This window comes from Leptospira kmetyi serovar Malaysia str. Bejo-Iso9 (genome assembly GCF_000243735.2).
GTDB classification, from domain to species: Bacteria; Spirochaetota; Leptospiria; order Leptospirales; family Leptospiraceae; genus Leptospira; species Leptospira kmetyi.
Map to the genome: position 1 here is coordinate 816,834 of NZ_AHMP02000003.1, position 12,786 is coordinate 829,619.

Genomic DNA, 12,786 nt, shown 5'->3' on the forward strand with positions numbered 1-12,786 from the left:
GTGTCAACCGACTTGGAAATCGAAGCATTCAAAAAGCAGTTTATTGAAAACCAAAAAGGAATCGAGGAACTCAACCAAAAGCTGAATCGAAAAACACGGGAAGTGGAAATCATCCAATCGATTTCCACCGAGATTCTCAACACGTTGGACCTGGATCTGATTTTCGAAAGAATCATGAAGGTCATGGACGAGGTTTTCGGGTTCAAACACGCGATGATTCTTATGGGAGAAGAGAATTCGGAACTTCTAAAAGTCGTCGCCAGCCGGGGTTACGAACAAAGCGGGATCGGTGCGACCGTAGAATTCGGAAAAGGAGTGATCGGCGTAGTCGCGAAAAAAAGAAAAATTATGCGTATGGTAGGAATCAGCACGCAGATGCGTTATGCGGAACAGATCGGGCAATCCATGGGAATGGAGGAAAAGAAGATCGAACTTCCCGGACTCAAAGACGCCAAAAGTCAGATCGCGATTCCGCTTCTCGTGAAGGAAAAACTGCTCGGCGTTTTTGCGGTGGAGAGCGAGGAGATCAACGCGTTTAAACTTCTGGACGAAATGATTCTGAGCATAGTCGGAAATCAGATCGCGGTAGCGATCGAAAACGCCGCGGCCTATCACACACAACAACAATTATCCGAAGCTTACAGTCGATTCGTTCCGAAAGAATTTCTTTCCATACTGAGCAAGAAGTCGATTTTAGAAACCCAACTCGCCGATCAAACCGAAGGTTTGATGACCGTTATGTTTTCGGATATTCGCGGATTTACGACCCTTTCCGAAAAGATGACTCCGAACGAAAACTTTCGTTTTATCAACGATTATCTCGGGATGATCGCGCCCTTAATCAAAGAACATTCCGGATTTATCGATAAGTTTATCGGAGACGCGATTATGGCGATCTTTCCGTCGAGGGCCGAAGACGCGGTCGAAGCCTCACTTGCGATGATGCGCGCTCTAAAAAAGTTCAATCGGATGCGGGAAGAACAAGGTCAGGATCCGATCGATATCGGAATCGGAATTCATACGGGTCATCTTATGTTGGGAATCATCGGTCATGAAAATCGTATGGAAGGAACGGTGATCGGAGACAGCGTGAACTTGGCCTCTCGGATCGAAGGTCTGACGAAACAATATCAATGTTCGATCATCGCGAGCGAGGTAACGATCGCTTCCTTGAAGAACCCCGAAACGTTCAGTCACTTCTTTTTAGACGAGGTGACCGTAAAGGGCAAGTCGCAGGCAGTGAAGGTTTATAAAATCGAAAATCCTCCGGAATAGAATCTGCAACAAAATACCACGAGGAAACCTGAAAATCCGTTTCATCATTAAAAATGAAAGAATTCGATTTCGGATAAAAGAACCGTTCGTTTTTAGGTTTTCGAAAACGAAGGAAATATAATAGAATCGGAATATTCTATTTTCATCATTCCCACTCGATCGTTCCCGGCGGTTTGTTTGTAAGATCGAAAAATACGTATCGGATTCCCGGAATTTCGGAAACCTTCGTTTTGATTTCTTGCAAAAGGGAACGTTCCATCGGAAAAAAATTCGCGGTCATCGCTTCTTGGGATTCCACGGGGCGAAGAACGACGCTCTTTTCATTCTCCTTTTCACCGATCGGCAAAAGAACAACGGGCATCTGCCAGATCTTGTCGTAAAGACCCGCTTTACGAATCACTGATTCGACCGCGTGATCCGCTTCGCGAAGAAGATCCGAACAATTCTTATCCAATTGCATTCCCGTAAATCGGAAGTTCAATTTTTTAACGTTCGACTCGAAAGGCAAAAGAACCACACGATTGATAAAGGAGAATTGATTGGAAAGATGAGTCGCGACCCGATCCAAAGTTTTCCAATCCGTATCGATGTCGTTTAACACCGCGCAGTTGGCGTAAGACCTTCTGTCCCCTTTGACGCCGACACTCGCAACGGGAAGAATTTTTCCTTCCAATCCGTTCTGAGTAGAAAGATAGGAATCGATCGCCTTTTGATCCTCTTCCGTTCCTTTTTTTTCAACGGCGAGCATACGAACCACAAGACCGGGACCGGGAAACGGATGACGTCCCACCCACTCCGGTTCCAAACCGAGAAGAACTCCGAGATCCCTCACCTCGTCCTTATACAAGTCTCGGATCGGTTCGATCACCTTTCCCTCTTCGATGAGTTTTTGAATCGCCTCGACTCGGTTGTGATGCGTTTTGATCGTGTGAGAATGTTTGGTTCCGCCGGATTCGATCGTATCCGGATAAATCGTTCCTTGACCGAGAAGCCAATCCCCGTGTTCGAGATCCAAATCTTTTACGGCGCGGTCCCGCGCTTCCAGAAATAAATTTCCGACGATCTTTCTTTTTTCTTCGGGATCGGATTTTCCCTTTAGACTTTCGTAAAATAAAGCGGACTCGTCTCTCACCGTTAGGTGAATGTTTTGTGACGTTAGTTTCTCTTGAAGGGGAAGAACTTCTCCCTTTCTCATAAAACCGGTGTCGATCAAAAATCCGAGAACCCGTTCCGCGCCCAGAGCCTTACACAAAAGAAGATACGAAACCGTGGAATCCACGCCGCCGGAAACGAGCATAAAAATTTTCTGACCCGGCTTGACCGTTTCCTGAATCTCTTTGATTTTCTCTTTCAGAAACTGATCGATTCCCCAGGTTCTCGAAGCGCCGCAGATCCCGATGAAATTATCCAAAAGGACGGAACCCTTTTCGCTGTGAGAAACTTCCGCGTGAAACTGAATCCCGAAAATCTTTTTGAAAGAATTCTCCACAACCGCATAACCGCAGTCTTTCGAGGAAGCGATTCTCGTAAAACCATCGGGAAGTTTTACGACCTCGTCGGCGTGATTCATCCAAACCTGTTCGCCGCCTACGAAATTTTTCAAAAGAGAATTTCCATTGGAAACGTGAAGTTCCAAGGACGCAGGTCCGTATTCTCCGGTGCCGGAACGTTCGACCACTCCGCCGAGCAATTTCATAATAAGCTGGTGCCCGTAGCAGATTCCAAGAACGGGAATTCCGAGTTCGAAGATTTGGCTCGTGATCGTGGGAGAATCCGGTTCGTAAACGCTTTCGGGTCCGCCGGATAGGATGATGCCTGAATATTTTTTATAATTGGAAAGAGGTTCTTCGTTGGAGAGAATTTCCGTATAAGCTCCGAGTCTTCGGATTCTGGACGCAATCAAATGAGCGTATTGCCCACCGAAATCTACTACGGCAATTTTCTTCTGGATTTCCATTCCACCCCTCTTTGGGTCTTTGATAAGGATTCGGAACGGGAAAAAGAATTTTCGCTGTGGAGAGATCGAAAAGTCTGGTCATCAAGGAACCATCCATGGAAACGAATCATCCAGAGACTTACGACGGAAGACAGGATCATATCCCTTCTTTGAAAACTCCCGAAATCGAATCTTTCACCAATGTTTACGAGGGAAAGGATTATACAATCGATTTTACGGTTCCAGAGTTTACGGCGGTTTGTCCGAAGACCGGGCTTCCCGATTTCGGGGTTATTTACGTTTCCTACATTCCTACCAAACGTTGTATCGAACTCAAGTCTTTCAAAGAATACATTCTCAGTTATCGTAACGTGGGAATCTTTCACGAATTTCTGGTCAATAAGATCCTGGACGATTTGATTGCTTCGGTCGATCCGAAATATCTCAAAGTCATCGGCGATTACAACGCAAGAGGCGGAATCAAAACCGTCGTCACTCGGGAATACAAAAAGGCGTAAACGGATTTTAAACCGACATGGACTCCATTACGTTTTTAGGTTATATCGCTTCGCTTCTGACTACGGTTTCTTTTTTACCTCAGCTCATCCGAATCGTTATGGGAGGAAGCACGAAGGATATTTCAAGAAACATGTACGTAGTGTTCGTGACCGGCGTGATTCTTTGGTTTATCTACGGATGTCTGAAACAGGATTTTCCGATTATTCTTGCGAACGTATTCACGTTTATATTCACTTCGATCATTCTTTATTTTAAATTGAGAAACGACGCGAAGGGAGAATGAGACGAGGAGCGACTCATTTGAGTTTTCAAACGGTAGGAGTTCCTACAAGTTTGCGGCTATATTTAGAATTTTTGAAAATAGATTTTTAAAGAACGAGAAATCCAGTATGAATTTCACATTCACACTGGATTCAAAGATAAGATTATTTTACGATAGAAGCCCACTCGGACTCAGCAAAGACCTCTTTTGCTTTTGCTAAGAAGTTTTGTTTTCCTGCGTCATTCAACTCAGCCTTATCCAGCCAAGAAGCATATAATAACGCTCTTGAAAAATCACCACCGTTACTGGAGATCAATTTCTGATCACGATTCGCCTTATCCACTTTTCCCCAAGCTACATCTTCTTGGCTTGAATTTAAAACGAACTTTCCGCCATAAACCAATTCATTCTTATTCACGGTGATCTTGATCTTTTCAATCGTCTCGGTGTTTAAATAATGGACGACAGGCGTATCGTTTTGATTCTGTTTTTCAGCACCGGCCAAAATCACAGTGTAAGTTCCCGGTTCTGCGTTGATCAAATAAACGTAACCGTTCGCCGCGAAGTTGCTCGGAATTACTTTTGCGACGGATTTTTTATCCTTTGGATTTGCGAGCTTTACAAACAGAACATCGGATGCGTCTTTTGTAAAGAATGCGATAGGTGCTTGTAGAGAGATAGAAACCGCGAGAATAGAAAGATCGGACGATGCCTTCTTTTTAAGCGATTCAGGCAAAGATACACAGCCGAGCGTACCGATTAAAGCTAAAATGGAAATGATTTGTTTCATAGTTTCCTTTAGAATATTTTAAAATTTAAATACAGATTTAGAGCAGTATTCTTTTTTTCAAATAGAATTCACGGTTTGATGCACAAAACGAGTAGGATTTTAGACAATTTGAGAATATATTCATTCCTCTTAGGAAGAAAGCAGATAACGTAGATTTTCAAAGCAGCCACCCGTCGAAACTCCTACAAATTCTTCCGTAAAACTTTCTCCGCCCCTCCCTGTTTTGGGTGGGGGGTGAGGTGGTGGGAATTTCCGAACGAATTTCCTATATCAGAAATTCATACTATTCGCAAGCAACTTTTTCGTTGCGCGTGTTGTCGGAACTCCGACAAAGTCTGAACCCTTCTTTCCTAAAACAAAAAAGCCCCGACTTCGTTTAACAAAACGAAACCGGGGCTTTCGAAAGAAAATTTAACTTCAGTACGATTACTGAGGTTTCACCTGATCTTTGAGAGATTTTCTGGAATTTTCAAGAGCTTCCTTATCCTTATCGATACCGGCCTTGATGTTTTTCTTTTCTTCGTCCGCAGCGTTTTTGATGGCTTCTTTTTCGGCCTTGCCGGATTCTTTCACCTCGTCGATCATTTTACGATTTTCTTCCTTCGTAGAATTGATCAATTCTTGGTTTCTTTGTTTTTGTTCTTCCAGACCTTGAAGAATTCTTTCCTTGTTCTCTTTGAAGTCCTTCAGAATTTCTTCGATTCTTTGTCTTTGTTCTTCCGTTACGGATTGAACGGTAGCAGCGTCTTCTTGAAGTTCTTTCAGCTCCTCTTCGGAGAGTTTTTCCTCTTTCTGATTTTTACCGTCGGAAACGACTTTTTCACCCGCGTCGGCGGTGTTGGTTTGATCCGGATTGTCGTTGTCGGTAACTTCTACGCTTCCGTCGGAAACCAAGGTTTCGGTTTTGTTACCTTCCACTTCCACCTGGAAATCCGTTCCGCGAACCGCCGCCGTGGAAGTAGGAGTACTGACTCTAAACCCGGAAGACTTGTTCAGCTTCGTTCCGACCTTGGAAAAAATCTTTCCTTTGTTTAAGCTGATATCCGAATAGATCTCCGCGTTTTTAGAATCCACATAAATCTTGTTCAGAGTCAGGCTCGTATTTTCCTTAACACGGATTACGACACCGTCCATCAATTGGATGTCCGCATAAGAATCCTTAGCCGTTTCGATCTTATCCTCGGGAAGAATAAACTCCGAAAGACCTACTTTCTTTTCTTTTCCGGTTTTATCCGAAAGTTTAACGGTTCCTTTGATAAAGGTAAAAACCCCTCCCTGGAGGTCTTCTTTTTTGGATTTTCCACAGTCGATTGCGAATAAGACGATCAATGCAAGGCACAAACCTTTTTGAATCATTCTGGTTCTCCCGTTCATAAATTCTTTCCGGGCAAGGTAGCATGAAATTTATTTCAAGTCCACAGTTTTCCCTAATTCGAATTCGGTAAGTTGTAGCGATTCTTCGCAAAACCGGAAAGAAAAGAAATCGCGACCTTCCCCAGGCGAGGCGGAACCTAAGAAAAGGACTTGCCGTCTAAGAAGTGATTAGAAAATTGATCTTGGAACCTGTTTTTTAAGCGACCGGGAGAACCAACCCAGGAGAATCGAGGCCTATGGCGACTAAAATTGCGTATGTAGATAAGGATAACTGCACTTCCTGCAATCAGTGTGCGGACAATCTTCCGAAATACTTTCAAATGGATGACAATGATACTTCGGAAACTCATATCGGAGGAGAATTGGTAAACCAAGCTCCGATTCCGGAAGAAGACTGGAAAATCGTTCAGAAAGAAATGGACGAATGCCCGGGCGAATGTATCCAGTGGAAAAAATAATTTCCTTCAGATAAACGATCTTCGGCGTTTCCGTCGAAGACGACGTTTTTACGAAGCGGCCTAGAGCCGCTTTTTTTATATCTAAATTCTTCCTAAAACCGCGATCACGATCCTTGCGGTCATCACGAGCGCTTTCCCTCAGGGAAGAATTTTTACTTCGATCAATATTCCTGTTCGGAACGTGTGGAACCCAAGAGTTCGTCCGGAATGTCTTCGACTCGATCCCCGATTTGAATCGCGAGTCTGCTTCCCACTCTTCCCGGTAGACATTTGAACTTCTTTCTTTCTCCGACCTTCACGATCATCTCGGATCTTGTGGAAGTGTTTTCGAGTTTTACGACGTCTCCCACGGAAAGATTCATAAAGTCGTTGATGGACACATCCACCGAACCGACTTCCGCGATCAAAGGAATCGCAACCTGATCGAGTCGTTCTTGAATCACGGCGCGGTTTTCGTCGAGTTCCCCTTTTCGAATGGAAGAATACCAATACTGAGCGGATAACTTGTTGATGATCGGTTCGATCGTGATGTAAGGAATACAAAGGTTCGTCATCCCTTCCACTTCCCCGATCTTGGTTTCGAGTGTGATCAAAACCACCATGTCGTTGGGAGGAACGACCTGAGCGAACTGAGGATTCGTTTCGATGTTCCCAAGTCTCGGTCTTAAGTCGATCACCGTGGACCAGGATTCGCGCATGTTCCCGAGAATTCTTACGATGATCCCTTCCATAACGCTCATCTCGATCTCCGAAAGTTCTCTGGAGATCTTTGCCTGTTCTCCTTTACCACCAAACAGACGATCGATGATCGTAAACGATATCGAAGGATCGATTTCTAAAATTGCGGAACCGCGCAATGGGTCCATGTTGATGACCGCAAGCGTCGTCGGGTTCGGAATCGAACGGATAAATTCTTCGTAAGTCAACTGATCCACGGAAGCCACGTGAACCGAAACGAGCGCTCGAAGCTGAGCGGATAAACCCGTCGTCGCCAAACGCGCGAAGGTTTCGTGCATCATCTGCAAGGTACGAATCTGGTCTTTGGAAAATTTATCCGGACGTTTAAAGTCGTAGATCTTTACTTTCTTCTGTTCGGAAACGGAAGCGTAATCCGATTCGTTTACTTCTCCCGAACTGATGGCGCTGAGTAGCGCGTCAATTTCATCCTGCGATAAAATCTCTGTCATTTCTTCACCTTCGCTACTAAGTTAGACACTTTCCAAAAGCCTCCCTGTTCGTCGGGAACCCTTCGAAGAGTATAAGTATATTCGTATTTAGAACGCAAACGATTCAATCTTCTTTCGACAAGAACGGTTACTTTTGCAAGTCCGGCGGAAACGTTTTCCGTATTCAGGATTCTATAAGAATGAAGGAGCCCCGCTCTGGACTCGGTAAGATATCGTTTGAAATTCTCGATTAAAAAATCCCGTTCCGATTCTTCGGCGCGGTTGTATTCTTCCGAATACTGATCGTAGGCTTGTACATATTCCGGAAAATAAATCCATTTAAAATGATTGGTCCAATTCTTTTTCTTTTCGGAACCCAAGAAGAGATGAATCACTTCCTCGGGTTCGAGTCCGTCCACGGTCGGGTCCTTTTCGGGAATGGAGGAAAGAACCGGTTCGCTGTGTTTTTCTTCGTAAAAGAAATATGGCTGATTGCGGGAGCGAATGAACAAGGCCGGCATTTCGTGAACGTTCGGGTGAAAATACGCGGTTACGAAATATTTCCTTCCGGGATTCAGATCGAAACGGGAATTCAAATCGATCTCTTTGGAAAAAACCTCGTCCTTGTGAAGAATGATTTCCTTCACTTCTTTTCCTTCCAGGGATTCGATGGTGTTTCTTCGTTTTAATACGGAATCGATTCTTCTTTCTTCATCCCGCTCCGGAATCTGATTTCCGTCCTCGTCCCGAACCACGATTCGATACGATTCGAGATCCCGGCCCGAAGGAAAGATACGAACGACTTCGTTTCCGGTGTTCGTGATCGACATCTTTACCGGAATCCGATCGTTTTCACGGAAATGAATCTTTTTCAGATCGAGCGTAATGATTCCTTGTTGTTTGAGATAATTCTCGGAAACGGAACCGCGAGCGTCCCGTTTCGGAAACGCAAGAAGAAGCGTAGGCGTCAGTAAGATTGCGAAGAGAACCCGGATCATTCTGGTTTATTTTCGGCAAATTCTCCTAAAACCCGCGAAAAAATACGGATTTTTAGATCAGCCCGGAGCCTTTGCGTCCTCGATGATCATCTCGGAAATTCGGATCAATCGTTTGAGAATGGGTTCCACCTTTTCATAATCTCCGTAACAGGAGATCAGTTTTTCCATCGGAGGTTGAATCAAAGAAATCGCCTTTGAGGAAAGAATCAGAGCGGCTAAATTGTCTTCGTTTAACAAATTCAAGGATTCAAGTTCGGTTAAGAATCGGTTGATTTCCTTGATGAGCGCCTCGTCTCCGATGTCGTTTTTTTCGAAAAAGGATTCAATTTTTAGAATATAGTCCGTAAGAACCTGTTTGATTCTCGCCTCGTCGTCGGTCGGTCTTCTTTTTGCGGTCAAAGAATTGATCGTTCCGTATCTCGACATCGCTACTTCGTAGAACGAATGTACTTCCTGACGTTTGGAATGAATGATCCGAAAGAGTTTGATGATTCCTACGAGGCGATCGGGAAGATTCTTCCCTTCGCTCGTTTCCAAAATCGCGGTTCTGGATTCCTGATCGTGCGCGGGAAGTACGGACAAGCGGTCGAGAATACGGCTCGTGCTGGAACCGGAAGAATAACTTGCCAGTTCCTTTACGACCGCGAGATAAATTCCCGCCTGAGCCTTGTCCGGTAAGGCGGTCATTGTGCCGTTGTAGCCGCCGCTCTTTTGTCCACGATGAGGACTTTTTTGATGATCGTTTTGGAATTGCCGGACTTTACGATCCGATCCACGACGTCGGCGCCCGATACGAGTTGTCCGAATACGGTGTGAAGTCCGTCCAAATGCGGAGTGTCCACTTGGTTGATGAAGAATTGAGAACCGTTCGTGTTCGGTCCCGCGTTCGCCATCGCGAGGGACCCTTTGATCGCTCTGTGAGAATTTAGAGTTTCGTTATATTTGTATCCGGTTCTAAAAAGAATTTCCAGAACGGATAATTTCTTCGCGTCCTCGAACGCTTTTTCGATCAGTTCGCGTTTGGATTCCGCTTCTTCTCTGTTTTTGATTTGAAGTTCGTTGGCGACCGCTCTTTGTAGTTGATACTGATAATACGGAGCTTGTCCGGCTTGGATCTTATCCAATCCGAGAGCCTTGCCGTTGATCTCGTCGTCGAAACGATAACCCGGTCCGCCGGTTCCGTCTCCGTTCGGACAACCGCCTTGGATCATAAAGTTTTCGATGACCCTATGAAACGTAAGTCCGTCGTAAAAAGGTTTTTTTACCTTTTGTCCGTTTCGAGTTAAGAATTCTTTTTCACCTTGCGCGAGATCGACAAAGTTCTGAACGGTTTTCGGAGCGTCCTTATCGAAAAGTTCGACTGCCATGTTTCCTTGTGTGGTTAAAAAGATCGCATAAACCGCAGGTTTGTCCGGCAAGGGAATGACGGCGGTATCCGGGCGAGGAACTACGACCGAAGAAGGCGTATAAACTTCCGGTTGGTATTTGCTCTGTGCAAACGGATTTCGATTGCAGGCGAAAAAAGAAATAACGATGAAAAGTCCAGAAATGATTCTCATAAAAACAATGTTTCAGCTTCCTTCAAAGATTCCAGCGCAATTTTTAACTGCTCTTCCTGTCTTTGTTTGGAAGTTCCTCCGTAAGAAATTTTTTTATCCGCGGAAAGAGAAAGAGAAACCGCGTTCTCGTATTCCTTTCCGGCAAAGTGTTCCGAAATCGAAATTCGATCCGATTCCGCCAAATCAAACAAGGTCTTTTTTTGTTCCACACAAACCCCGACAAGAGTTCCGACGAGTTCGTGCGCGGTTCGAAACGGAATTTTCTTTTCGTTTACGAGAAAGTCCGCGAGATCCGTGGCCGTTGCAAATCCGTTTTTCAGGGAAGATTCCGCTCTTTCCGGAACCCAAACCCAACCTTCAATCATTTCCCGAATTCCTTCCAAACTGATCTGAACGGTTTCGATCGAATCAAAGAGAGCTAACTTATCCTCTTGCAGATCCCGGTTGTATGTCGAAGGCAAACCCTTGAGCATCACGAGAAGATGATTCAAATTTCCGATCACCCTTCCCGCCTTGCCTCGAATGAGTTCCGCGATGTCCGGATTTTTTTTCTGAGGCATAATGGAAGAACCCGTGGTCAACGAATCCGGCAAACGAAGAATTCCGAATTCCTGGGAAGAATAAAGAATGATATCCTCGCAGATCCGAGACGCGTGGATCATCAACTGAGAAGAAGCGAATAAGAATTGTAGAATATGATCGCGGCTTGAAACTCCGTCCATCGAGTTCGGAGATACTTTAGAAAGTCCTAATTCTTTTTTGAGGAACTCACGATCGGTCGGATAGTTCACCCCGGCCATAGCACCCGAACCGAGGGCCAATTCTTCCGAAGCCTTGAGCGCAAACCGAAAGAATTCCTGATCTCTTTCCAAGGCCCAAAACCAGGAAAGAAGATATTGAGAAGCGCGGATCGGTTGTGCGACCTGCAAGTGCGTATAACCCGGAATGATCACGTCCATGCTTTGTTTGCTTTTTTCATACAAGGAACGTCTGAGTGAAACGATCGATCTTAGAATTTCCTTTCCTTGATTGAGAATATAAAGACGCACATCTTGAGTGACCTGATCGTTTCTGGATCTTGCGGTATGTAATTTTTTTCCGGTTTCTCCGATGAGCTCGGTCAATCTGGATTCGATATGCATGTGAATGTCTTCGAGTTCAGATTTGAATTCGAGTTTTCCCTCTTCGAGTTCGGTTTTGATTTGAGAGAGAGAGGTTTCGATCTTGGACAATTCTTCCGCGTTTAAGATGCCGATTTGTTTCAACATTCTCGCGTGAGCGACGCTTCCCTGAATGTCTTCCTTGTAGAGTTTATGATCGAAGGAAACGGATTCTCCGATCCGTTCCATAATGGAAGAAGCCTTTTCCTGAAATCTTCCGCCCCAGAGTTTTTTTTCTTTGCCTGTCATGACGATCTTTGCCAGATTATTTTCGATTATTCTTTCTGATACTCTTCTTCCAAATCGTGAATCCAGTTTTTTAAAACTTCCAATTCATCCTTGGTGATCTTTGCGGAAGGATGTAAAAGAACGTAATCGCTCGGAGGCATTTCTCCTTCTTCCAGAGTTTCTAAAATCGAATCGCCCTTGTGGGATTTTTCCTTTTTGGTCAATTCTCCCCAGTCGGAAAAATTGAGTTCCGCCTTTCCCTCGTCGACGTGATGAAATAGATACGCGTTCACCGGAAAAATTTTGGAATACCAGGGCCAGACGGTGAGATCGGAATGACAATCGTAACAGGATTTTCTCAATATTTTTTTGACTTCTTCGGAGGTTTGGATTTCGTTTTGATTTTTTCCTTCGGGAGGTTTGAGAGGAAGGAATTGAAGAAGCAATAGCGCCGCGGCGAACGAGATGAGAATTTTCTTTTTCATGTCTTACTTGGATAGTTCAAACGGTTTCCCTTTTTTTTAAAATAGAAAAAACGGATTGAACTCTGAAAAAAATTTACGAATCTGTTCCACTCGGGAGAATGCGTCTTTCATGCCTGATTTTCTTTCCAATCTACCGGTGACGATCTGGATCGGCGGCGGTGTCTTTCTCATTCTCGCGGAATTTTTTATCCCGGGAACCTTCGTCGCTTTCTTGGGAACCTCCGGAATTATCACCGGGATTGTCGTTTATTTTTTCGACATTTCTCTCGGCTGGCAACTCGGTCTTTGGGCCTCTCTTTCCACGGTTTTGATCTATGTGGGAAGCGCAACGATTCGAAAAATCTTTCCCGCTCAGACGGAACACGCGGTTCCCGAAAACGATCAGATCGGAAGATTGGTTCCGGTGGTCAAAGACGTTCTTGTGGAACGAAAAGGCGGAAGGGTTCTCTTTCAAGGCGTGGAATGGGACGCGGTTTCCAAAAAAACCAGAATTCCCAAAGGAAACAAAGCGAGAATCTTAAGCCGCGACAATCTTACCTTTCTCGTCGAACCTCTGGAACTTCCGGAAGAATGATT

At 44.7% G+C, this 12,786-nt stretch carries 14 protein-coding genes; 5 read left to right on the plus strand and 9 right to left on the minus strand.

All coding sequences use genetic code 11. The features are described from left to right. On the plus strand, positions 1 to 1,275 hold the full coding sequence (locus LEP1GSC052_RS06175) for an adenylate/guanylate cyclase domain-containing protein (protein ID WP_010574932.1): 1,275 nt from the start codon (positions 1 to 3) through the stop codon (positions 1,273 to 1,275). Positions 1,276 to 1,420: 145 nt separating this feature from the next. Here the strand turns inward: LEP1GSC052_RS06175 and guaA are convergent, their stop codons facing one another. Beyond that, on the minus strand, positions 1,421 to 3,232 hold the full coding sequence (gene guaA / locus LEP1GSC052_RS06180; protein WP_040912880.1) for a glutamine-hydrolyzing GMP synthase: 1,812 nt from the start codon (positions 3,230 to 3,232) through the stop codon (positions 1,421 to 1,423). Positions 3,233 to 3,327: 95 nt separating this feature from the next. On the opposite strand from guaA, the gene queF reads away from it, so the two are divergent. Then, positions 3,328 to 3,729 (plus strand): preQ(1) synthase, encoded by a 402-nt coding sequence (gene queF, locus LEP1GSC052_RS06185; RefSeq protein WP_010574933.1) that lies wholly within the window; start codon positions 3,328 to 3,330, stop codon positions 3,727 to 3,729. Between the two features lie 17 nt (positions 3,730 to 3,746). After that, positions 3,747 to 4,013 (plus strand): SemiSWEET transporter, encoded by a 267-nt coding sequence (locus tag LEP1GSC052_RS06190; protein WP_010574934.1) that lies wholly within the window; start codon positions 3,747 to 3,749, stop codon positions 4,011 to 4,013. 142 nt (positions 4,014 to 4,155) lie between these two features. On the opposite strand, the gene LEP1GSC052_RS06195 is transcribed toward LEP1GSC052_RS06190, so the two are convergent. Together LEP1GSC052_RS06195 and lsa33 are read right to left on the minus strand one after the other, a co-directional pair. Continuing rightward, positions 4,156 to 4,782, minus strand: a complete 627-nt coding sequence (locus tag LEP1GSC052_RS06195; protein ID WP_010574935.1) for a hypothetical protein — start codon at positions 4,780 to 4,782, stop codon at positions 4,156 to 4,158. A gap of 426 nt (positions 4,783 to 5,208) precedes the next feature. Next, on the minus strand, positions 5,209 to 6,138 hold the full coding sequence (gene lsa33 / locus LEP1GSC052_RS06200) for a surface adhesin Lsa33 (RefSeq protein WP_040913319.1): 930 nt from the start codon (positions 6,136 to 6,138) through the stop codon (positions 5,209 to 5,211). A gap of 254 nt (positions 6,139 to 6,392) precedes the next feature. On the opposite strand from lsa33, the gene LEP1GSC052_RS06205 reads away from it, so the two are divergent. Then, on the plus strand, positions 6,393 to 6,614 hold the full coding sequence (locus tag LEP1GSC052_RS06205; protein WP_010574937.1) for a ferredoxin: 222 nt from the start codon (positions 6,393 to 6,395) through the stop codon (positions 6,612 to 6,614). A gap of 161 nt (positions 6,615 to 6,775) precedes the next feature. Here LEP1GSC052_RS06205 and fliM read toward each other — a convergent pair whose 3' ends face one another. The 6 genes from fliM to LEP1GSC052_RS06235 are packed head-to-tail and all read right to left on the minus strand — an operon-like array spanning position 6,776 to position 12,210. After that, the gene (gene fliM / locus LEP1GSC052_RS06210; protein ID WP_010574938.1) at positions 6,776 to 7,801 is read right to left on the minus strand and encodes a flagellar motor switch protein FliM; all 1,026 of its coding nucleotides are present in this window, start codon (positions 7,799 to 7,801) and stop codon (positions 6,776 to 6,778) included. Continuing rightward, entirely contained in the window at positions 7,798 to 8,778 is a 981-nt protein-coding gene (locus LEP1GSC052_RS06215; protein WP_010574939.1) for a hypothetical protein, read from the minus strand. The genes fliM and LEP1GSC052_RS06215 overlap by 4 nt, the downstream gene beginning before the upstream one ends. Before the next feature lie 57 nt (positions 8,779 to 8,835). After that, positions 8,836 to 9,465 (minus strand): hypothetical protein, encoded by a 630-nt coding sequence (locus LEP1GSC052_RS06220; RefSeq protein ID WP_010574940.1) that lies wholly within the window; start codon positions 9,463 to 9,465, stop codon positions 8,836 to 8,838. Next, positions 9,462 to 10,337, minus strand: coding sequence for a peptidylprolyl isomerase (locus LEP1GSC052_RS06225; RefSeq protein ID WP_010574941.1), 876 nt, complete (start codon positions 10,335 to 10,337; stop codon positions 9,462 to 9,464). The genes LEP1GSC052_RS06220 and LEP1GSC052_RS06225 overlap by 4 nt, the downstream gene beginning before the upstream one ends. After that, entirely contained in the window at positions 10,334 to 11,746 is a 1,413-nt protein-coding gene (argH, locus tag LEP1GSC052_RS06230; protein WP_010574942.1) for an argininosuccinate lyase, read from the minus strand. The genes LEP1GSC052_RS06225 and argH overlap by 4 nt, the downstream gene beginning before the upstream one ends. Before the next feature lie 26 nt (positions 11,747 to 11,772). After that, a complete protein-coding gene (locus tag LEP1GSC052_RS06235; protein ID WP_010574943.1) occupies positions 11,773 to 12,210 on the minus strand; it encodes a heme-binding domain-containing protein in 438 nt (145 codons plus the stop codon). Between the two features lie 109 nt (positions 12,211 to 12,319). Between LEP1GSC052_RS06235 and LEP1GSC052_RS06240 the strand changes: the two genes are divergently transcribed. Further along, entirely contained in the window at positions 12,320 to 12,784 is a 465-nt protein-coding gene (locus LEP1GSC052_RS06240; protein WP_020985647.1) for an NfeD family protein, read from the plus strand. Positions 12,785 to 12,786: the final 2 nt, after the last annotated feature.